We start from the raw sequence: 19,834 nt of genomic DNA on the forward strand, positions 1-19,834 counted from the left end.
CAGCATGCCGGACGCCTTGAATTTAACATCCATGGATGATCATTCCTCCAGATCGGCCTTCAGTGTGAAACCAGCGCACCGGACTTCAGTTGTTCGCTGATCCAATGAATTTCTTCAGGGGATAACAGGGCTTTCCAGGGCGGCATAGCGGAACCCGGGACGCCCTCGCTGACAATCGCGGCGATGGCCTCCACTGGCAGATGCGCAAGATCCTCTGGTCGCAATGGCGGACCGAGCCCACCACGGAGCGTCAACCCATGACACGAACCACAGTCCTGGACCACCAGGTTCGACAGCCGGGCCTGCTCAGATGGCGGCCGAGCCTCGGCATCGCCACCAAGCGCTATGCCAGGGGCAAGAAACAGGGCGACCCAGGTCACGCCGAGAATCTGTAATCGCCTTTGATATGCCCGCCAGAGCCTGTTCAATCCCTGCTTCCTCCCAAGTATTAATAGCATCCTGACGACGCTACCGGGTGTCATCCTTGATATTGGTTAAAACAGCAAATCAATGCCAGAACTCTTTGGGTATACCCACCAATGGGTAAACGCTGGACAAAAAACGCACATCTGACATTAATCAATGTTCAGGGGGATAAAGAAGAGAAACCTAAAGGGACTCTTAAATCCAAGGAGAGAACCTGATGAGAGTAAGCAAGCTGTTTCCCAAGCCACTGGCACTGGCCGTCGCTATTGCGTCGCTTACCGCGATGACGGTACATGCCGCCCCGAAAGATCCCGACCCCTCGGCAACCGCTTACGAGGGCACCTCCAGCTCAGTTGATCCCGGATCCGCCAAGGTTGTCCGGACCCCTGGCGCACCAGACCTTACCGACGCGGAGTTCGAACAGGCCAAGCAGATCTATTTCGAACGCTGTGCCGGTTGCCATGGCGTTCTGCGCAAAGGCGCGACAGGCAAGCCTCTGACCCCCGACATCACCCAGGAACGGGGCATCGACTACCTCAAGGTGTTTATCAGTTACGGCTCACCCGCAGGTATGCCGAACTGGCTGACCTCAGGTGATTTTACCGAGGAAGAAGTCGAGCTGATGGCCAAGTACATCATGCACGAACCACCCCAGCCTCCGGAGTACGGTCTTGACGAGATGAAGGCAAGTTGGGAAGTGATCATCCCGCCGGAAGACCGACCCACGAAGCAGATGAATGACATGAACCTTGAGAACCTGTTCAGTGTCACGCTGCGGGATGCGGGCCAGGTTGCCTTGATTGACGGTGATACCCATGAAATTGCCCATATCATCAACACTGGTTATGCAGTGCATATTTCCCGTATGTCGGCCTCAGGCCGCTACGTCTTCGTGATCGGCCGGGACGCCCTGGTCAACATGATCGACCTGTGGATGGAAGAGCCCGACACCGTTGCCAAGATCAAGGTCGGCATGGAAGCCCGTTCGGTTGAAACCTCCAAGTACGAGGGCTGGGAAGACAAACTCGCCATTGCCGGTACCTACTGGCCGCCACAATTCGTGATCATGGACGGGCAGACTCTGGAGCCGAAGAAAATTGTCGGCACCCGAGGCATGACCGTGGGCACCCAGGAATATCACCCGGAGCCAAGGGTTGCCGCCATCGTGGCCTCCCACAAGCACCCGGAATTCATCGTCAACGTGAAGGAAACCGGCAAGATCATGCTGGTGAACTATGAGGACCTGGATAACCTCTCGATCACCAACATCGATGCCGCACAGTTCCTGCACGACGGTGGTTGGGACAGCAGCATGCGCTACTTCATGACAGCAGCCAACCAGTCCGACAAGATCGCTGTGGTTGACTCCCAGGACCGCAACCTTGAAGCCCTGGTAGACGTGGGCAAGATTCCCCACCCTGGCCGCGGCGCCAACTTCGTGGATCCGGAGCATGGCCCGGTCTGGGCAACCAGCCATCTGGGCGACCCGACCATCCAGATGATCGGAACTGATCCCGATGGCCATCCGGACAAGGCCTGGAAAGTCGTCAGAACCCTGGACGGCCAGGGCGGTGGATCGCTGTTCATCAAGACCCATCCGAAATCTACCAACCTGTGGGTTGATACCGCTTTGAACCCCGGTGAAGCCATCAGCCAGAGCGTTGCGGTATTTGACATCAACAATCTGGAAGCCGGCTATGAGGTGCTGCCGATTGCCGAGTGGGCGGAACTGGGTGACGGGCCTAAACGGGTCGTGCAGCCCGAGTACAACGTCAAAGGCGACGAAGTCTGGTTCTCGGTGTGGAACACCCAGGACAAGAAATCCGCCCTGGTCATTGTCGACGACAAAACCCGTGAGCTGAAGAAGGTAATCACCGACGAACGGCTGGTCACTCCGACCGGCAAGTTCAACGTCTACAACACCCAGCACGACGTGTACTAACCGGGTGCGGCCCGGAGGAGACCAGAGATGAGACTGGATACAACTGATAAACAGCTGATCAACCTTTTCCAGCGGGAACTGCCCGTCTGTGAGAGACCCTACGAGGCAATGTCCCGACAACTGGGCATCGCTGAAGAGGAGGTCCTTGAACGGCTTCAGTTGCTCCAGGACAGTCAGGTTCTCAGCCGGGTCGGGCCGGTTTTCGAACACAGCCGGGCAGGCGCGAGCTTGCTGGCTGCCGTGGCGGCACCAGACGAACAGCTGGATATCGTTGCCGCCCGGGTTAACCGTGCTCCGGGGGTAAATCACAATTACGCCCGCGAGCACACCTACAATCTCTGGTTTGTCATGACTGCCCCGGATGAAGACACTCTGGAAGAGCGGCTCGACGAACTGGAACACCAGCTCAGACTCCCCATGCTTCGGTTGCCCATGGTAGAAGCCCATCATATTGACCTGGGCTTCGACATCGACTGGGAGGCCCTGCCGTGACCCTTCGCCACGCACCGGAATATCTGGTCACGTTGCCGGAAGTTACCGGTGCCGGGTCAATCAGTGCCTGGGGATTACTGCGGCTTCGGCAGCAGCTGGAACTGGGCCTTCCACTAACCCCCCGCCCTTACCAGACTTTGGCGGAAAGAACCGGCCTGTCCGAACAGGAAGTAATGACAGCCATCAGACAGTGGCAGGACCAGGGGCTCATCAAGCGATTCGGACTGGTGGTCCGGCACCGCACGCTTGGCTATACCGCCAACGCCATGGTGGTGTGGGATATTCCTGACGATCAGGTACACAAGCTGGGGCGGGCTCTGGCCAGCGCGCCTTTCGTCACGCTCTGTTACCAGCGCCCACGCCGGCTCCCGAACTGGCCCTACAACCTGTTCTGCATGATTCACGGTGTTGACCGGGAACGGGTAATGAGCCAGTTGGCAACGCTGATTGCCGAGCAGGAGCTGGAGCAGATACCCCACGCCGTATTGTTCAGCACCAAGGCCTACCGACAACGGGGAGGCCGTTATGTCAGCCATGACTGAATGCCTGGAGACAACACCTGAATTCACCGACGTGGAGCGGGCCGTGATTAACCGGCTGCAAACAGGCCTGCCTCTGGTGCATTCGCCCTATGCAGCGGTAGCCGATGAGCTGGGGATGCCCGAGGAGGTGGTTCTGAACACCCTTCAGAACCTGCTGGACCGTCGTATTCTCACGCGTTTCGGCCCCATGTTTCACGCCGGCGAAATGGGCGGCGGCCTGACGCTGGCCGCCATGCGCATTCCCGAACAGGACTTTGACAGCATCACCGCAAAGGTTAACGAGTTCGATGAAGTGGCCCACAACTACCGCAGGGAACATGAACTGAACATGTGGTTTGTATTGGCAACGGAGGCACCGGACGACATAGACCGGGTGATCACCGGTATCGAATCTGCAACGGGCTATCCCGTTTACAACATGCCCAAGGAGGAGGAGTTCCATGTCCATCTCCACTTCCCGGTCTGACCAAAATTACATGCTCTGTGCGCTTGACCGGAAACTGATCCTGGCTACCCAGGGCGGTTTGCCTCTGGTTCCTGACCCGTGGGGAGCGCTGGGCAAGGAACTGGGGCTCCCCGCAGACGAGGTTCTGGCCCGTTTTCAGCGCATGCAGAGCGCGGGCGTTATCCGGCGGGTTGCCGCCGTGCCCGATCACTATCGCCTGGGCTATCGCTTCAATGGCATGACGGTGTGGGATGTCCACGACGAGGCCATCACTGCCATGGGCCGACAGGTGGGCGAACTACCCTTTGTCAGCCACTGCTACCGACGGCCGCGGCACCTGCCCTACTGGAACTACAGCCTGTTTGCCATGGTTCACGGTACCAGCCGTGAAGAAGTCGAAGACAAGGCTTCGCAGATTCACGACTTGCTCGGAGACACCTGCGAAGGCCACACCATTCTTTACAGCTCGGCCATCCTGAAAAAAACCGGTCTGCGGCTGCGGAAATCATGAGAGAGGAAGCACCATGTTCAGAATGACCCGCTACATCAAGAGCCTGATGAACCCGGCTCCGGTGCGCCCGGTTCCGAAGCCCTCTGGCCCGGTGGTAATCTGGAACCTGATTCGCCGCTGCAACCTCACCTGCAAACACTGCTACTCCATCTCCGCCGACGTGGATTTCAAGGGTGAGTTGGGTACGGAGGAGGTCTACACGGTGATGGACGACCTCAAGGAGTTTGGCGTACCGGTGCTGATCCTCTCCGGCGGCGAACCGCTGATGCGCCCGGATATCTTTGATATCTCCCATCGCGCCAAAGCCATGGGGTTCTACGTTGGCCTTTCCACCAATGGCACGCTGATTACCGAAGACAACATCAGGCAGATCGCAGAGGCCGGCTACGACTACGTGGGTATCAGCATCGACGGACTGGAACAAACGCACGATGAATTCCGCCAGAAAAAAGGCGCCTTCGCCGCCTCCATGAAAGCCGTTGAACTGTGCAAGAAGGCGGGTATCAAGGTAGGCCTGCGCTTCACCCTTACCCAGGACAACTTCCCCCAGCTGCCGGACATGCTCAAGCTGCTGGACGAACACGACATCGACAAGTTCTACCTGTCACACCTGAACTATTCGGGCCGGGGGGGTCGCAACCGCAAACGGGATGCCTGGTACGACATGACCCGCGAGGCCATGACCCTGCTGTTCGACCACTGCCACGACGAACTCCAGCGCGGCATCGAGCGGGAATACGTAACCGGCAACAACGATGCCGATGCCCCATTCCTGTTGCAGTGGGCAGCGGAACACTACCCCGATCAGGTTCCAGCCCTGAAGCAACGGCTGACCAACTGGGGAGGCAATGCCTCCGGCGTCAACATTTCCAACATCGACAACCTTGGAGAGGTTCACCCGGATACCTTCTGGTGGGACTACAACCTGGGCAACGTTCGCAACAAACCCTTTTCCCGGATCTGGTCCGAAGCCAGTGATTCTCTGATGACAGGCTTCCGCCAGAGCCCGCGCCCGGTCAAGGGGCGCTGTGCCGACTGCCGTTACCTGCCGATCTGCAACGGCAACACCCGGGTAAGGGCCTACAACATTTCCGGTGATTTCTGGGAAGAGGATCCCGGCTGTTACCTCACCAATGAAGAAATCGGTGTGCTCGATATGCCACGGCGCGTTGCCGCTCCCGTCACCGAGATCCCGGTTCACAACCTGTAAGGACAAGCATCATGACAACCAGCCAAAGGAAGAAGTGCCTGGTGGAGTTCCAGCTGGCGGAACAACCCTTACGGGTCGGAGAAGTTGCCATAGTCGGAGCCGGTCCCGGTGACCCTGGCCTGCTGACCCTGAGGGCACTGATGCTGATTCAGCAGGCGGATGCCATCGTGTATGACCGCCTCGTATCGCCACAGATCATGGAACTGGTGAACCCGGCAGCCGAGTGCATCCATGTGGGGAAAGCCAGCGGTTGCCATTATGTGCCCCAGGAAGACACCAATGAACTGCTGGTACAGCTGGCCGTCAAACAGCGTCGCGTCGTTCGGCTCAAAGGCGGCGACCCCTACATTTTCGGCCGGGGCGGTGAGGAAGCGGAGTTCCTGGTGGATAATGACATTGATTTTCAGGTGGTGCCGGGTATCACCTCGGCCGCTGGTTGCGCCTCTTACTGCGGCATACCACTGACTCACCGGGATTACTCCCAGAGCGTGACCTTCGTAACCGGCCACCGCAAGGCCGACCTGTCCCTTGAGCTGAACTGGCGAGTGCTCGCAGCACCGGGCCAGACACGGGTTTTCTACATGGGGCTACATAACGCTCCGACCATCGTCCGCGAACTCATCGCCCATGGTCTGCCCGGAGACTGCCCGGTGGCGCTGGTGGAACGGGGAACGACACCGCAACAGCACATGGCGGTAACCACACTGGAAAACCTGGAAGCCACCATCCTCAATGAAGGCTTCCAGCCACCCACACTGATTATCGTAGGTGAGGTTGTCCGTCTGGCCGACAAACTGGCGCAGCCCACTGCTGCAGGGTGGCAGACTGGCCACAACTCAGCCATTGCAGCCAGCGCAGGAGGCCGGCCGGCATGATGATCCGCAAAGCTACACTGCTGATTCTGGCCACCAGCCTGCTGCTCCCTGCCTCGTTACAGGCTAGCCCCGACTCCGGCACTGAGGCGCTCTACCAGCAACATTGCGCCAGCTGCCATGGATCGGATCGCCTGGGAGGCATGGGCCCCGCGGTGCTACCGGATAACCTGTCCCGGCTCAAGAAGCCCCAGGCCGAGGATGCTATCCGCAACGGCCGGCCTGCCACCCAGATGCCGGCCTTTGCCGATATTCTTGACCCGGAATCGATCACTGCACTGGCGGAGTATATTTACCGCCCACCTGCCACCACACCAACCTGGGGTCAGGCAGAGATTCTCGACAGCCACCTGTTGCCCCACTCGCATGGCTCTTTGCCTGAGGAACCGGTTTACGAAGCCGACCTGATGAACCTGTTCCTGGTGGTGGAAATCGGTGACCATCATGTCACGCTGCTCGACGGCGACCGGATGGAACCCATCCACCGCTTCCCGAGCCGCTACGCCCTGCACGGTGGCCCGAAATACAGCCCGGACGGCCGCTACGTTTACTTCGGCTCCCGGGACGGATGGATTACCAAATACGACCTGTACAACCTGGAAGTGACGGCAGAAGTCCGTGCCGGTATCAACATGCGCAACATCGCTGTCTCCGCTGACGGCAGTTACGTGATGGCAGCCAACTACCTGCCCCATACCCTGGTGCTGTTTGATGCCGACAACCTTGAGCTGATGGACATCATCCCGGTAGAAAACGATGCCGGCGACAGCTCCCGTGTCAGCGCCGTGTACGCCGCTCCGCCTCGGGACAGCTTCATTGCTGCGCTCAAAGACATTCCCGAAGCCTGGGAAATCACTGTGGAAGATGGCCAGCCCAATGTCCGCCAAATGCAGACCGACACCTGGCTGGATGACTTCTTCTTCGACCCGGGTTACGACCATCTTATCGGTGCGGCACGCGACGGCAAACATGGCCTGGTAATCAACCTCGACACCGGCAAAACCGTCGCCGACCTGCCCCTTCCCGGTATGCCGCACCTGGGCTCCGGTATCACCTGGGAATACCAGGGCAAACGGGTGATGGCCACCCCGCACTTCCGCACCGGCGCCGTTTCCATCATTGACATGGACACCTGGGAAGTCATTAAGACCCTCGAAACAGAAGGCCCCGGCTTCTTCATGCGCAGCCACGAGAACTCCCGTTACGCCTGGGTGGATGTGTTCTTCGGCCCCAACAAGGACAAGGTCCACGTCATCGACAAGCAGACCCTGGAAATCGTCAAAACGCTACAGCCCGCTCCAGGCAAAGTCGCCGCTCATGTTGAGTTCGACCGCTACGGTGAAAAACTATTGCTGAGTATCTGGGATAACGACGGGGCTGTGATCGTTTACGACGCCGATACCCTGAAGGAAGAAAAGCGTATTCCTATGAACAAGCCGTCCGGCAAATACAACGTCTGGAACAAGATTAACTACGAGGAAGGAACCAGTCACTAAATCGACTCAGTGAAAAAGGCTTAATGATTTAAGTCATTTCAAAAGATGTTTTTTTGATACCATAATTGACCTGACACTCATAACAGGGTCAACACCATGAACAGCATCCTCAGGCCAAACGTATCCTCTGCACCCTGCATGCTGGGAGAAAACAACCCGGACATCATCCAGCAAGAGTCCGCGCCTGAATCGACGGCTCTGCTGAATGGACTGAGCCGAATATTCGGTATTCGTCTCGCAGGGCACGAAAACGAGCCGGATGCACGGTTTCTGGCAGACCTCGCCCGCCTGTTCCACCAACGCAGGGTGGATGCCGAAACCACCCTGGAGAAACACGACACCCCCTGGGCAAACGTTTACCTGATTCAGTACGGCATCCTGCGACTATTCCGGGAAGCACCCAATGGCAAGGTCTCCGTGCACCATTTCTTTTCCGAGGGCGACATGGTCTGGCCCGTCTTCGGCCGCAGCCGCACTGTGCGAAATACCCTCTGCCTGACCAGCGTAACCCCGGTGACTGCATGGGTAGCTGACTTTTCCGCGTTCCGCTCCGCAATCCAGTCTCACGGGGAAGGGCTATGGCCACGTTTCGCGCTGGTACTGACCGAGGAAATGGCGGAGTTGACCAGTATGAGGGAGTTCCGGAAACACACCATGTCCGCCGGCGAACGATACCAGTTGCTGCTGGAAGAATATCCGGAGCTGGTCAAACGCGTGCCTGACAATCAACTGGCTTCCTGGTTGGGCGTAGTGCCGGCCACCTTCTCCCGGCTCAAAACCGGCGCCGTGAATAAACCGAAACAGGGCACGGCACAGGCCGGAAAATAGAACACAAAAGAAGGGCAGCAAGCTCTCGCCTGCTGCCCTGAAAAACGCTCAACGCTTGATAAATACTGTAACTATCAGCCGAACAGCTTCACCGCCAGCTCCGCCACATGCTTGCCCTGATAGCGGGCGATATTCAGCTCTTTCTCGCTGGGCTGGCGTGAACCGTCGCCTCCGGCAATGGTGGACGCACCATAGGGCGTGCCACCGTTCATCTCCGACACATCGAAGAAATCGGGAATACCATACCCAAGCGGTATGATAACCATGCCGTGATGGGCCAGTGTGGTCCAGAATGAACTGATGGTGTGCTCCTGGCCGCCACCGGTTCCGGTTGAGGTGAACACACTGGCAAGTTTGCCGTGGAGCTTGCCTTCAGCCCACAGGCCGCCGGTCTGATCCAGGAATGTCCGCATCTGGCCAGACATATTGCCAAACCTTGTTGGCGTGCCAAAGATGACCGCGTCGTACTCCGGCAGTTCCTTGGGGTTCGCTATCGCTGCCGCCTGGTCGGCTTTTCCGCCAGCGCCCAGGAACGCCTGGTCGGCCATGGTTTCAGGCACACGCTTGACCGTGACCTCGGCCCCGGCCACACCCTTTGCGCCCTCGGCGACAGTGCTGGCCATGGTTTCGATGTGACCGTACATGGAGTAATAAAGAACAAGTACCTTTGCCATTGAGTAGAGCCTCCTGCTGGTTGCGTTTGATTGATGGGTCAAGCCTACTCCCCGGGCAGAGGTCGAAAAACCGGAAGATTTCATTCGGCTTGTTCAGAAATTCTGATCATTCTCACGGCGGCGTCACACTTCCGGGATTGCGTACAGGTGTACGCTGAAGTACCGTAGCGGCATGATCGAACGGGAAGAAGCATCAATGAAAGCGACCGGCACCACCATGGAATCCCCACACCACCGCATTGAAGAATGGCTGAACAGTGCTACCCATGGGCTGGGAGCCGTTCTCAGTGTCATCGGGACGGTTGCCCTGATTGTTGCGGCCAGCCAGTTGGGGGATGCGTGGAAGGTTGTCAGTTTCAGCATTTTCGGCGCGTCACTGATCCTGCTCTATCTGGCCTCCGCGCTTTATCATGGCGCCCGCCACCCGCGGCTGCGGGCGCTCTTCAAAACCCTGGATCATTGCGCCATCTTCCTGCTCATTGCAGGCACCTACACTCCCTTTCTATTGGTCAACATGCGTGGCACTACCGGCTGGACGCTGTTCGCCATCATCTGGTCCCTGGCCGTCTCCGGAGTGGTGCTCAAGATCATCTTCAGAAACCGCTTCAAACTCGCCCGGGTGGGCATCTACATTGCCATGGGGTGGCTGATCACCTTTGCATCCTCTGACCTGGTTGCCAGCCTGAGCGAGACCGCACTCTACCTGACCATCGCCGGCGGCGTGGTTTACACCGCCGGCGTTATTTTCTACCTGGCTGACCGCATTCCCTACATGCATGCGGTGTGGCACCTGTTTGTCATTGGCGGCAGCACGCTTCACTTCAGTGCCATCTATTACGGCGTGCTTCCCTATACCGTCTGATCAGAACGCCCACACCATTGCCATCAAGATGCCCCAGGCCAGCAGAGAGGCTGCCATTACGGTGTAAGTGGCCGACATGGCGACAACATCGTTATCGGTACGGTGGCACAAGGACCGGACGCCCTCATAGACCAGAGCACAGGACAGAAACATACCCACAGCGACAGCCATAACGCTTACCGCCAGCACAGGAACCAACAGGGCCAGCGACGACAACCACAAGGGTATGGGCGCAACGGCGGCCAACAGGTAGGCGTCCTGATAGCTGATTTCCAGCTTGTCCCCGTCAAGCACAGCATGGATAAGCCAGCCCATGACGAAAAACGTCAGCAGTTCTGCCAGGAACAGTATGGTCGTTATAAAGCGCCACTCCTTGTCGGCAAACCCGGCCAGAAAGGCGTCGCCGTGATGGGTGCCCGCGTAATACAGCAACACTGGAGGCAGAAATGACAAGGGCACAACCACTGCCCAGGCGAGGAAGGGAATGGAGAAATTCTGGCGCTGCAGCTCCAACCACACGCCATTACCCGAGAAAGGCAAACGAAACAGTTTTGCGATAGACATGATGAACCTCTTTCACCAGTTCTTGTACTTTAGTGATAGCCGGGCCAGTCTGTACGGTCAAGAATCCCCGATGACCTCAGACAAGACGGCGCTACCGCAGTGGTAACAGACTAATGGCAAAGGCAACGACCAAACCGTTTCACGCTTTCTGGCTGTTTTTCCCCGCGGCGGCTGTATGGGCGGCTCTGGTGGTGCCCCTGTCCATTAACGCGGTGCTGTCCGGTTCCGGATGGCCACCGGGACTACTAGGTGCGGGACACGGCCATGAGCTGATTTTCGGATTTGCCTTGGCCCTGATTGCCGGCTATACCCTTGGCCCACAACCCTGGAAAGTACTGGCGCCGCTGTTTCTGCTTTGGCTTGTGGCCCGTCTGTGCTGGGTGTTGGTGCCGGCCAGCCTGGCCTCCCAGTTGCTGAGCCCGGCCTTTGCATTATTGCTCGCCCGTTACGCCGTACCCAGGTTCCAGGCGGCGAAAAAGTGGCGCAACAAGATCGCCGGTCCGTTGATTCTGGTGCTGTGCCTGCTGTCCGTCGTGTTCTGGATAGCGGCGGCTGCGCCTCCTGATTTCGAGCTTCCATTACCCGACACCCGACGCGTCATGGTCGCCGCCATTCTTGGCCTGTTACTACTGATGACATTCATGGGTGGCAGGATCATCGCACCGGCTGTGGCCGGAACGCTGGAAAAGCGAGGTATTCCCCTAGAAGCCAGGGTGCAACCACGAATGGAAGGTGCGCTTCTGGTGGTTCTGCCAGCGGCCGTGGTACTGGCACTCATGCCCTTCGCAGACACGGTTACCGGCCTTCTTTTAGTGTCGTCCGCCGCTCTTGTTGTGGTCCGTACCGCGCGCTGGAAACTCTGGCATTGCGTGAATCGGCCGGATTTGCTGGTCCTTGCCATTGGCTATCTTTGGCTCGCTGGCGGGGCAGGCATAACGGGAGTTCGGCTTTTGCAGGGAATTGACCCCTTACCGGCATTGCACGTGATTACGATTGGCGCTCTTGGCACCCTGTCGCTCAGTGTGATGCTACGCCTGGCTTGGCAAAGGGCTAAACGGACCTTTCCTCCCACCTGGCAAGTACTCGGCATCGCTTTAGCTATGGCAGTGGCAGTGCTGGCCCGACTGCAGGCGGGTGCCACTCCGTTTGCCCATCCAGAGGCACTCTGGATATCTGCCCTGGCTTGGTCCACGGCATTTGGCCTGGTCGCTATCCAGCTTCTCACCCTGTTTCACCACAGCCAGCAGCGCCGGAAATGATTGGCTACCTCCACTGCGCCAGGAACCGGACCGACTACTCCATAAGATATACAACCCCTATAACCAACTGATTTTAAATGACAATAAAGGGCCTTTAGTGGCACTTCCATCGGCGGAAAAAACCGGAACCAGCCGGCCCTAGTTGTCCTTGATATTTGTCACGATCACCCCGCGCCTCCCGTTTGCAGAATGACTCCCATAGCCCGAGTGCCACCATTGCCGTGGTCCAGGGTCAGCAACTAGAGGAGCAGTAATCATGGCTAAAACCAATGCCGACATCGAACACTGGGATGTCGAGAACGAAGAATTCTGGGAAAAGGAGGGCAAGCGCATTGCCTCCCGCAACCTGTGGATTTCCATTCCCAGCTTGCTGATGGGTTTCGCCATCTGGCTGATGTGGGGCATGATCACCACACAGATGCAGAACCTGGGCTTTCCATTCACCATTGAACAGCTGTTTACCCTGAGCGCAATTGCAGGGCTTTCCGGCGCAACTCTCCGAATTCCGGCATCGTTCATGATCAAGATTGCCGGTGGCCGCAATACTGTATTCCTTACCACGGCTCTGTTAATGATTCCCGCATTGGGGACCGGTATTGCATTGATGAACCCGGAGACGCCGTTCATCGTTTTCCAGGCTCTGGCATTGCTGTCCGGTATTGGTGGCGGTAACTTCGCCTGCTCCATGAGTAACATCAGCTCGTTCTACCCGAAGAGCAAGCAGGGCTATGGTCTGGGCATGAACGCCGGGCTGGGTAACTTCGGTGTTACCACCATGCAAATCCTCATCCCTCTGGTGATGACCATTGGTATCTTTGGCGCGCTTGCTGGCGCCCCAATGGAATTGCAAAGCGCCAGTGGCACGCTGATCGGGCGCATCGAAGCCGGCACCGAGACCTGGATTCAGAACGCTGGCTTCATCTGGCTGGTCTTCCTGATTCCACTGGCCTTCGCGGGCTGGTTCGGCATGAACAATCTGAAGGTGGTTACCCCCAATCCGGGTAATCCTGCTTCCGCCTTCGGCAAGATTCTTGGCCTGTATGGCGTTGGCCTTGCCACCTCACTGGTCGGCGTTTATGCGCTGGGGATTCTGAATATGTGGGTGGCGCTGCCCCTCACTATTATCCTGACGCTGGTTCTGTTGCGTTTGATTCCCGGCGATATCAAGCCCAACATCCAGAAGCAGTTTGCCATCTTCAGCAACAAGCACACCTGGTCCATGACCGTGCTCTACATTCTTACTTTCGGCTCGTTCATCGGCTTCTCCGCAGCATTGCCCCTGTCCATCAGCGTTATCTTCGGCAACATGATGGAAGTGGCGGCCGACGGCACCGTAACCCGTGTCAGCAATCCCGATGCACCGAGCGCCCTTACCTGGGCCTGGATGGGCCCCTTCGTGGGTGCGTTGATTCGCCCGGTGGGTGGCTGGATTTCCGACAAGATGGGCGGCTCCATCGTCACCCAGATCATCTCGGTGGTTATGGTGGTAGCCTCCGTGGCAACCGGCTACGTGATGATGCTGGCCTACAACTCAACAGATCCCAACAGCTACTTCGCGCTGTTCCTGATCCTGTTCATCGTAATGTTCGCTGCCAGCGGCATCGGCAACGGCTCCACCTTCCGCAGCATCGGTGTGATCTTTGACCAGCAACAGAAAGGACCGGTGCTCGGCTGGACCTCTGCCGTTGCCGCCTATGGCGCCTTCATCGCGCCCCGGGTGATGGGGCAGGAAATCCAGGCCGGCACCCCGGAACTGGCCATGTACGGATTTGCGGTGTTCTATGCGGTGTGCCTGGTGGTGAACTGGTGGTTCTACCTTCGAAAGAGTGCCTACATCAAGAATCCCTGAAGAAACCGTTAGACTATCAGGTGCAGTTTGCCGGCCCCAGGGGCCGGCTTTTTTAGTCCTGATTCTCTCGCCCCTCCCCCGGGTCATCGCCACAGCCGAGAGCTTCACGGACACGCTCCGCCCCTTCCCCTTCTTCCGCACTGGCCATCAGGGCAAGATCCTTTGCCGTCTGCCCCTCCCTGTTCTCGATGTCTGTATCTGCCCCTGCTGACAACAGAAGTCTCACCAGCTCCGGATTGCGGTTTCTAACCGCCCACATGAGCGCTGTCTGGCCGTTCTCTTTTTCCTGGACATCCAGCTCGGCCTCCCGCTCGACCAGAACCCTGGCTGCCTCAGGGCGATTGTTCACTACAGCCGCCATCAACGCCGTATAGCCGGTTTTTTCCAGATGGTTGATCTCCGCCCCGTTATCCAGCAGATACGTCAGCATATCCGTGTGTCCACCTGCCGCAGCCCGCATCATTGCTGTCCAGTTGCAGTCATCCCCCGCATCAATTCGTGCGCCTTTGCCAACCAGCCTGCGTACTTCTTCTGCATCGCCCTCCTCCGCAGCCACAATCAGCGGCGTACGGCCGCGTATATCACGAGCTTCCAGGCTGTCCTCCTGCCCAAAGATCTGCCACAGGGCTACCAATACCACAACGGCCAGTAATGCTCCGAGCCAGCCGGACCAGCGCTCGAGAACTCCCATAGTGTTCCCCTTCAGTTTCAGGACGGATGCTTTGCCACAGAATACAAAAAACCCGCCGGGATTGCTCCGGGCGGGTTCTGATGAAGGTCAGCTTGCCGAGGGTGATTAACCAGCCGCGGCCGCAGCCTGCTTCCGGCGCTCCTCCTCTTCAATCTGAAGGTCAACAGACGACACCTGGTACTCTTCCGCAAACCCGGACTCCGGCTCTTTCAGCCACATCAGGCACAGCACCCAGCTGATGAAGGCACCCGCGGCGATGATGTAGAAGAACTGCGTGGGCGTAACGAAGGTGAAGATGGTGAGATACACCACCGCGCCGACATTGCCGTAGGCACCGGCCATGCCGGAAATCTGCCCGGTCAGACGGCGCTTGATGGACGGAATAATGCCAAAGGTTGCACCTTCAGCCCCCTGCACGAAGAAAGAGGTGAAAACGGTGATGCCAACGGCAATGATCAGTGGCCAGTTCGAGTTCATCAGTCCCATTAGTGCAAAGCCAATGGAAATGCCGAACATGTAGGCGAGCATGACAAACCTGCGGTTACCCATGCGGTCAGAAACCAGGCCGCCCATCGGGCGCGCCAGCAGGTTAACGAAGGCAAAGGACGCTGCGATCATGCCCGCGGCAGCTGCACTCAGGCTCCAGGTTTCTTCAAAGAACATGGGCAGCATGGATACTACCGCCAGCTCGGCACCGAAATTGGCGAAATAGGTGCTGTTCAGGGCCGCGACACTGTTGAACGGATACTTGTCGTCCTCGGGCACGCCTTTCTTGAGAATGGGGATGTTTACCCGCAGAATCTGGATAATCTGGTAGATCACGATCGCAACGATGATGCCGTAACAGATCAGCGCTCCGGTGGTACCGATGTACCCCATGCTCTGGATACGCCAAACCAGGATACCCAGTACGCCCACCAGCGGAATCGTCCACAGGATGAGCTTGATCATGTCGCCCCAGGTGCTGACTTCCAGCGCAATGGCCTTGCGAGGCTTGCGGTGAACGGTGCCCACAGGGCCGTCGGTGATGGCAAACCAGTAGTAGACGCCATAAGCCGCCATGAAGATTGCACTCTGGGCAATGGCCCAACGCCAGCCGTCTTCACCACCGTACATATGCAGGGCAATGGTGGGCAGAGAGATGGCTGCCGCGGCAGAACCAAAGTTACCCCAGCCCGCATAGAAGCCCTCGGCAAAACCGATGTCCCTGGGTTTGAACCACATGGCGGTCATGTGGATACCAACAACGAAGCTTGCGCCGATAGAGCTCAGGACCAAGCGGCTGACCAGCAGCTGCATCATGGTGGTGCCGAACGCGAACACCAGGGCGGGAATGGCCATCAACACCATCAGTACCGAGAACACACGGCGCGGACCGAACCGGTCCAGGGCCATGCCCACAATGATGCGGGCGGGAATGGTCAGCGCCACGTTACAGATGGCAAACAGGCGGATGTCATCTTTTGTCAGCCAGTCCACACTTTTCAGCATGCTGGATGCCAGCGGTGCCATGTTGAACCAGACATAAAAGGTAATGAAAAAAGCAATCCAGGTCAGGTGCAGAGCCCTGATTTCCGGATTGCGGACGCGGAATACGTCTGCGACTTTCATTTCAGCCTCCGGGGCTATTCAAGGGTTATTAAAGGCTGGGGAGAATGAGCAGCGGACACTGCACCCGGCGTGCGAGAAAAGAGCTCACACTGCCAAAGGTCATGTAATCCAGCTCATCCACGAAATAAGTCAGCGAACGGGCGATAAAGCCGCCATCGGGCTCGTGGCTGTGGCGGGCTATTACCAGCATGTCGGGGCGGATTTTCTTCTCCGCGGCAAACAGCAGCATCTTGCGGGCGTCGCCCTCCAGCAGAATGGTTTCAGCGACAATCTGCTCGTTCTCGCAGACCTCGACCGCTTCCGCCAGGTGCTGCTTGAGCTCATCCACTTCCTGCTGGAAAAAATCTTCGTTTCCCGACGTGATGTCGCGGGGGTTTTCAGCCACGGCAACAAGAGTGATTTGCGGTTGCAGGTCCCGAAACATGGTGATGGTTTGAGCCAGCGCCAACCTGGCATTTCTCGAACCGTCGTAGGCAATCATGATTTTCATCGTAGGCTCCTGACCTCTTATGCCAGTGCGCACGCACGGCAGACTTAATATTTGTCAGCATTAGCCCACAATCGCCTACTGCCCCAACTTGATATGCATCAAAACTACAGGCGGGTACCCCACCAGAGACACATGGGCGCTATCCCTTTCGCGCCTTTCAACCCGCTATCGCCTACCCCTACCTGCCATGAAGGGGTACCTCCAATGCTACGGCTCCATAGCGGGCATTCTTGATATTGTTCAAGTAGCTGCAGGGGGGCTGCGGGATACAGTCGAAACCATGGTTTTGCAGTTCGCAGTGGGAGAGGTTCCTGATGGAAAACAGCGTATCGAAGCATGAACAGTACCGGGCGCTGGGCATATCCACGTTTGCCTTCACCCTGTGCTTTGCGGTCTGGACCATCTTTTCCATTATCGGCATCAAGATTCGCCAGGACTTCGGGCTATCGGATACCCAACTGGGATTGTTAATGGCCACCCCCATCCTGACCGGTTCTATCAGCCGGCTATTTCTGGGCGTCTGGACAGACCGTTACGGTGGCCGGTGGGTATTTGGGGTGCTGATGCTGACCACCGCCGCCTGTGTCTACCTGCTCACTTTTGCGAACAGCTATCTGATGCTGCTGGTTGGCGCCCTTGGCGTCGGCCTGGCAGGCGGCTCGTTTATCGTGGGGGTAACCTACACGGCTGCCTGGTTCGAGCAGGCGCGCCAGGGCACCGCACTGGGTATTTTCGGGGCAGGTAATGTGGGCGCGGCGGTGACCAATTTCGGCGCTCCTTTTCTGCTGGTGGCCCTGGGCTGGCAGGGCACTGCTCAAGTGTATGCCACTGTGTTGGCCGTTATGGGTGTGCTGTTCATCCTCCTGGCCAAGGAAGACCCCTTGGCGAAGGAGCGCGCCAGCAAGAAGTCCCAGTCCTTCCTGGAGCAGATGGCCCCACTGAAGGAGCTGCGGGTATGGCGCTTCGCGCTGTATTATTTTTTTGTGTTCGGCGCATTTGTGGCCCTAGCCTTGTGGTTACCCCACTACCTCATTGGCGTGTACGGCCTGAACATCAAGACGGCCGGCATGATTGCTGCGCTCTATACCATCCCCGCGTCCCTGTTCCGGGTGCTCGGTGGCTGGATGTCGGATCGTTACGGCGCTCGCCGCGTTATGTACTGGACCTTTATCGCCTCTGTGGCCTGCACCTTCCTGCTCAGTTATCCGCCAACTGAGTACGTGATACACGGCATAGATGGGGATATCCGCTTCTTCCTCGAAGTAGGCCTGATTCCATTTGTGGTTCTTACCTTCATCCTCGGCTTTTTCATGTCCCTGGGAAAGGCGGCTGTGTACAAACACATTCCGGTGTACTACCCCACCCATGTGGGCGCGGTGGGTGGCGTTGTGGGCATGATAGGCGGCCTGGGAGGCTTCCTGCTGCCACTCATGTTCGGTGCCCTGAACGACATCACCGGTGTCTGGCAGAGCAGTTTCATGCTGATGTTCCTGATCGTGGCCACGGCCCTGGCCTGGATGCATTACGCAATCCGCTCCGCCGAAAGGGTGGAATGGGCTGCCCACGAGTCCAAAACCGACCTGCCGGAGCTCTCATCACCACAGCTTTTCTATCCGCTGAACCGACCGGTCAGGGGCAACAAGGAACCGTCCGCCAGTCGCCCGCCCCTTAAGTAACGTGTTTGCCCTTGTAGCGATGACCTGCGCTAATGCCCCCGACCTCCGGGGGCTTTTTTTCGCACGGTGTATCCAACCCGCCCCACTCGCTTTAGAATTCAGGCTCCACGAACTACCTGGAGCTGTTGTTTTCCATGTCACCCAAACCCAGTCCTGCCACCGGCTTCGAGCAATTGCGCCGCATTGAGTCCAGCCGGGTATTCCAGGGCGTTGTCATTGGCATCATTATCCTGTCGGCCCTGACAATTGGCGCCAAAACCTATGAACTGCCGCCGCTGGTGGAAGGCTCGCTGAGCGTGATGGACAACGCCATCACCATCTTCTTCCTGATAGAAATCCTGTTCCGCTTTGCCGCCTGCCCCAACAAGAAACGCTTTCTGATGGACGGCTGGAACCTGTTCGATACGCTTGTTGTGGTAGGCAGCCTGATCCCGCTGGACAACTCCGACGCTGTACTGCTGGGCCGGTTATTGAGGGTATTCCGGGTACTGCGGCTGATTTCCGTGGTGCCGGAGTTACGGTTTCTGATCAATTCCCTGCTCAAAGCCATTCCTCGCATGGGCTACATCGCCGTGCTGATGTTCATCATCTTCTATATCTACGCAGCCATGGGCTCCATGTTCTTTGCAAAAGTGGATGAAGTACTCTGGGGGGATGTGGCCATCGCCATGCTCACTCTTTTCCGGGTGGCCACCTTCGAGGACTGGACGGACGTCATGTACGCCACCATGGAGCAGTACCCGCTGAGCTGGATCTACTACCTGACGTTCATTTTCCTGACGGCGTTCGTGTTTCTGAATATGATGATCGGGGCGATACTGGAGGTAATGAGCGAAGAGCAGAACGCCCAACAGGCGCAACAGGCCCACGACGAACGGGATGAAATTGCCCGTCAGTTGCAGGCTGTACAGGAACAGTTGAAGGAACTGACGAAGCAGATGTCAGAGAAGCCCGGGGGCCATTAACCCCCCCCCGGCTTCGAGCAGATCAGAAGGGTTTGGCCAATGCCAGATGGAAAATCGCCATGATCTGGACCAGCGCCAGTACCGAAGCAATCAGCCGTACCTGCAGGCTGCGGGTTTCCTTCATCGCGAACACACCTGCGACGATGTAACCCACCAGAAGGAAGATCTTCGCCGTCAGCCAACCATGCACAAAGGGTACCCAGGGCGTCACAAACAGAAGGCTGATGGCGGCCACCAGCAGAACCGTGTCGTTGGCGTGGGGGATCCAGCGCAACGGGGTCTTGCGCCAGTTGGGCTTGCCCACTGCATCGAGTATCAGACGCAAGGCAAACAGCACCACCGTCAGGTAGGCTGCGGTCATGTGGATACTTTTCAAAATCAGGTAACCGCTCATAAATTAATCCATTGGGAATCAAATCGATAGCCGCA

At 57.7% G+C, this 19,834-nt stretch carries 20 protein-coding genes and 1 pseudogene; 14 read left to right on the forward strand and 7 right to left on the reverse strand.

What is annotated here, in order from left to right:
• Positions 1-59 precede the first annotated feature (59 nt).
• Positions 60-428 carry a c-type cytochrome gene (locus FO268_RS03820; RefSeq protein ID WP_225316492.1) on the reverse strand — a complete coding sequence of 123 codons (369 nt, stop codon included), beginning with the start codon at positions 426-428 and terminating at the stop codon, positions 60-62.
• Positions 429-643: 215 nt separating this feature from the next.
• On the opposite strand from FO268_RS03820, the gene FO268_RS03825 reads away from it, so the two are divergent.
• The 9 genes and pseudogenes from FO268_RS03825 to FO268_RS03865 all read left to right on the forward strand — a co-directional run bounded on the left by FO268_RS03825 (position 644) and on the right by FO268_RS03865 (position 8,764).
• Positions 644-2,368: a nitrite reductase gene (locus FO268_RS03825; protein WP_150989827.1), complete on the forward strand. Its 1,725-nt coding sequence runs from the start codon at positions 644-646 to the stop codon at positions 2,366-2,368.
• A gap of 27 nt (positions 2,369-2,395) precedes the next feature.
• A complete protein-coding gene (locus FO268_RS03830) occupies positions 2,396-2,860 on the forward strand; it encodes an AsnC family transcriptional regulator (RefSeq protein ID WP_150989830.1) in 465 nt (154 codons plus the stop codon).
• 32 nt (positions 2,861-2,892) lie between these two features.
• Positions 2,893-3,402 carry a siroheme decarboxylase subunit beta gene (gene ahbB / locus FO268_RS03835; protein WP_263645056.1) on the forward strand — a complete coding sequence of 170 codons (510 nt, stop codon included), beginning with the start codon at positions 2,893-2,895 and terminating at the stop codon, positions 3,400-3,402.
• Complete coding sequence (locus FO268_RS03840; RefSeq protein WP_150989833.1) at positions 3,386-3,868, forward strand: Lrp/AsnC family transcriptional regulator; 483 nt, start codon at positions 3,386-3,388, stop codon at positions 3,866-3,868. The genes ahbB (FO268_RS03835) and FO268_RS03840 overlap by 17 nt, the downstream gene beginning before the upstream one ends.
• Positions 3,843-4,358 (forward strand): siroheme decarboxylase subunit beta, encoded by a 516-nt coding sequence (gene ahbB / locus FO268_RS03845; protein ID WP_225316494.1) that lies wholly within the window; start codon positions 3,843-3,845, stop codon positions 4,356-4,358. Before FO268_RS03840 ends, ahbB (FO268_RS03845) begins: the two co-directional genes overlap by 26 nt.
• A gap of 13 nt (positions 4,359-4,371) precedes the next feature.
• Entirely contained in the window at positions 4,372-5,568 is a 1,197-nt protein-coding gene (gene nirJ, locus FO268_RS03850) for a heme d1 biosynthesis radical SAM protein NirJ (RefSeq protein WP_150989836.1), read from the forward strand.
• A 38-nt stretch (positions 5,569-5,606) separates the two neighbouring features.
• Positions 5,607-6,443 (forward strand): annotated as a pseudogene (gene cobA / locus FO268_RS03855) (uroporphyrinogen-III C-methyltransferase); the annotation flags it as partial.
• Positions 6,443-7,936 carry a nitrite reductase gene (locus FO268_RS03860; RefSeq protein ID WP_191966916.1) on the forward strand — a complete coding sequence of 498 codons (1,494 nt, stop codon included), beginning with the start codon at positions 6,443-6,445 and terminating at the stop codon, positions 7,934-7,936. The pseudogene cobA and the gene FO268_RS03860, both read left to right, overlap by 1 nt.
• A gap of 96 nt (positions 7,937-8,032) precedes the next feature.
• Positions 8,033-8,764 (forward strand): Crp/Fnr family transcriptional regulator, encoded by a 732-nt coding sequence (locus FO268_RS03865; protein ID WP_150989844.1) that lies wholly within the window; start codon positions 8,033-8,035, stop codon positions 8,762-8,764.
• Positions 8,765-8,838: 74 nt separating this feature from the next.
• Here the strand turns inward: FO268_RS03865 and wrbA are convergent, their stop codons facing one another.
• Complete coding sequence (gene wrbA / locus FO268_RS03870; protein WP_150989848.1) at positions 8,839-9,438, reverse strand: NAD(P)H:quinone oxidoreductase; 600 nt, start codon at positions 9,436-9,438, stop codon at positions 8,839-8,841.
• Positions 9,439-9,634: 196 nt separating this feature from the next.
• On the opposite strand from wrbA, the gene trhA reads away from it, so the two are divergent.
• Positions 9,635-10,300, forward strand: coding sequence for a PAQR family membrane homeostasis protein TrhA (gene trhA / locus FO268_RS03875; RefSeq protein ID WP_225316495.1), 666 nt, complete (start codon positions 9,635-9,637; stop codon positions 10,298-10,300).
• Here trhA and FO268_RS03880 read toward each other — a convergent pair whose 3' ends face one another.
• Positions 10,301-10,864 (reverse strand): Yip1 family protein, encoded by a 564-nt coding sequence (locus FO268_RS03880; protein WP_150989854.1) that lies wholly within the window; start codon positions 10,862-10,864, stop codon positions 10,301-10,303.
• Positions 10,865-10,977: 113 nt separating this feature from the next.
• On the opposite strand from FO268_RS03880, the gene FO268_RS03885 reads away from it, so the two are divergent.
• Together FO268_RS03885 and FO268_RS03890 are read left to right on the forward strand one after the other, a co-directional pair.
• Positions 10,978-12,123 carry an NnrS family protein gene (locus tag FO268_RS03885; RefSeq protein ID WP_150989857.1) on the forward strand — a complete coding sequence of 382 codons (1,146 nt, stop codon included), beginning with the start codon at positions 10,978-10,980 and terminating at the stop codon, positions 12,121-12,123.
• A gap of 256 nt (positions 12,124-12,379) precedes the next feature.
• The gene (locus FO268_RS03890) at positions 12,380-13,972 is read left to right on the forward strand and encodes an MFS transporter (protein ID WP_150989860.1); all 1,593 of its coding nucleotides are present in this window, start codon (positions 12,380-12,382) and stop codon (positions 13,970-13,972) included.
• Between the two features lie 52 nt (positions 13,973-14,024).
• Here the strand turns inward: FO268_RS03890 and FO268_RS03895 are convergent, their stop codons facing one another.
• From FO268_RS03895 to FO268_RS03905, 3 genes are all read right to left on the reverse strand, one after another.
• A complete protein-coding gene (locus FO268_RS03895) occupies positions 14,025-14,663 on the reverse strand; it encodes an ankyrin repeat domain-containing protein (RefSeq protein ID WP_150989863.1) in 639 nt (212 codons plus the stop codon).
• Between the two features lie 105 nt (positions 14,664-14,768).
• Positions 14,769-16,274, reverse strand: coding sequence for an MFS transporter (locus FO268_RS03900; RefSeq protein ID WP_150989866.1), 1,506 nt, complete (start codon positions 16,272-16,274; stop codon positions 14,769-14,771).
• 28 nt (positions 16,275-16,302) lie between these two features.
• Positions 16,303-16,764 (reverse strand): universal stress protein, encoded by a 462-nt coding sequence (locus FO268_RS03905; RefSeq protein WP_150989870.1) that lies wholly within the window; start codon positions 16,762-16,764, stop codon positions 16,303-16,305.
• A 266-nt stretch (positions 16,765-17,030) separates the two neighbouring features.
• On the opposite strand from FO268_RS03905, the gene FO268_RS03910 reads away from it, so the two are divergent.
• Both FO268_RS03910 and FO268_RS03915 read left to right on the forward strand, forming a co-directional pair.
• Positions 17,031-18,440, forward strand: coding sequence for an MFS transporter (locus tag FO268_RS03910; protein WP_225316536.1), 1,410 nt, complete (start codon positions 17,031-17,033; stop codon positions 18,438-18,440).
• 134 nt (positions 18,441-18,574) lie between these two features.
• Entirely contained in the window at positions 18,575-19,405 is an 831-nt protein-coding gene (locus FO268_RS03915; protein WP_150989875.1) for an ion transporter, read from the forward strand.
• Positions 19,406-19,427: 22 nt separating this feature from the next.
• Here the strand turns inward: FO268_RS03915 and FO268_RS03920 are convergent, their stop codons facing one another.
• Positions 19,428-19,799 carry a SirB2 family protein gene (locus tag FO268_RS03920; protein ID WP_150989878.1) on the reverse strand — a complete coding sequence of 124 codons (372 nt, stop codon included), beginning with the start codon at positions 19,797-19,799 and terminating at the stop codon, positions 19,428-19,430.
• Between the last annotated feature and the right edge of the window lie 35 nt (positions 19,800-19,834).

The organism is Marinobacter denitrificans (assembly GCF_008795955.1).
Classification (GTDB): Bacteria; Pseudomonadota; Gammaproteobacteria; order Pseudomonadales; family Oleiphilaceae; genus Marinobacter; species Marinobacter denitrificans.

What these genes read in the sequence shown, in the direction of transcription:
- FO268_RS03825 (WP_150989827.1), top strand. Translation starts at nt 644, where the DNA reads ATGAGAGTAAGCAAGCTGTTTCCCAAGCCACTGGCACTGGCCGTCGCT.
- FO268_RS03830 (WP_150989830.1), top strand. Translation starts at nt 2,396, where the DNA reads ATGAGACTGGATACAACTGATAAACAGCTGATCAACCTTTTCCAGCGG.
- FO268_RS03840 (WP_150989833.1), top strand. Translation starts at nt 3,386, where the DNA reads ATGTCAGCCATGACTGAATGCCTGGAGACAACACCTGAATTCACCGAC.
- ahbB (WP_225316494.1), top strand. Translation starts at nt 3,843, where the DNA reads ATGTCCATCTCCACTTCCCGGTCTGACCAAAATTACATGCTCTGTGCG.
- nirJ (WP_150989836.1), top strand. Translation starts at nt 4,372, where the DNA reads ATGTTCAGAATGACCCGCTACATCAAGAGCCTGATGAACCCGGCTCCG.
- FO268_RS03860 (WP_191966916.1), top strand. Translation starts at nt 6,443, where the DNA reads ATGATCCGCAAAGCTACACTGCTGATTCTGGCCACCAGCCTGCTGCTC.
- FO268_RS03865 (WP_150989844.1), top strand. Translation starts at nt 8,033, where the DNA reads ATGAACAGCATCCTCAGGCCAAACGTATCCTCTGCACCCTGCATGCTG.
- wrbA (WP_150989848.1), bottom strand. Translation starts at nt 9,438, where the DNA reads ATGGCAAAGGTACTTGTTCTTTATTACTCCATGTACGGTCACATCGAA.
- trhA (WP_225316495.1), top strand. Translation starts at nt 9,635, where the DNA reads ATGAAAGCGACCGGCACCACCATGGAATCCCCACACCACCGCATTGAA.
- FO268_RS03880 (WP_150989854.1), bottom strand. Translation starts at nt 10,864, where the DNA reads ATGTCTATCGCAAAACTGTTTCGTTTGCCTTTCTCGGGTAATGGCGTG.
- FO268_RS03885 (WP_150989857.1), top strand. Translation starts at nt 10,978, where the DNA reads ATGGCAAAGGCAACGACCAAACCGTTTCACGCTTTCTGGCTGTTTTTC.
- FO268_RS03890 (WP_150989860.1), top strand. Translation starts at nt 12,380, where the DNA reads ATGGCTAAAACCAATGCCGACATCGAACACTGGGATGTCGAGAACGAA.
- FO268_RS03895 (WP_150989863.1), bottom strand. Translation starts at nt 14,663, where the DNA reads ATGGGAGTTCTCGAGCGCTGGTCCGGCTGGCTCGGAGCATTACTGGCC.
- FO268_RS03900 (WP_150989866.1), bottom strand. Translation starts at nt 16,274, where the DNA reads ATGAAAGTCGCAGACGTATTCCGCGTCCGCAATCCGGAAATCAGGGCT.
- FO268_RS03905 (WP_150989870.1), bottom strand. Translation starts at nt 16,764, where the DNA reads ATGAAAATCATGATTGCCTACGACGGTTCGAGAAATGCCAGGTTGGCG.
- FO268_RS03915 (WP_150989875.1), top strand. Translation starts at nt 18,575, where the DNA reads ATGTCACCCAAACCCAGTCCTGCCACCGGCTTCGAGCAATTGCGCCGC.
- FO268_RS03920 (WP_150989878.1), bottom strand. Translation starts at nt 19,799, where the DNA reads ATGAGCGGTTACCTGATTTTGAAAAGTATCCACATGACCGCAGCCTAC.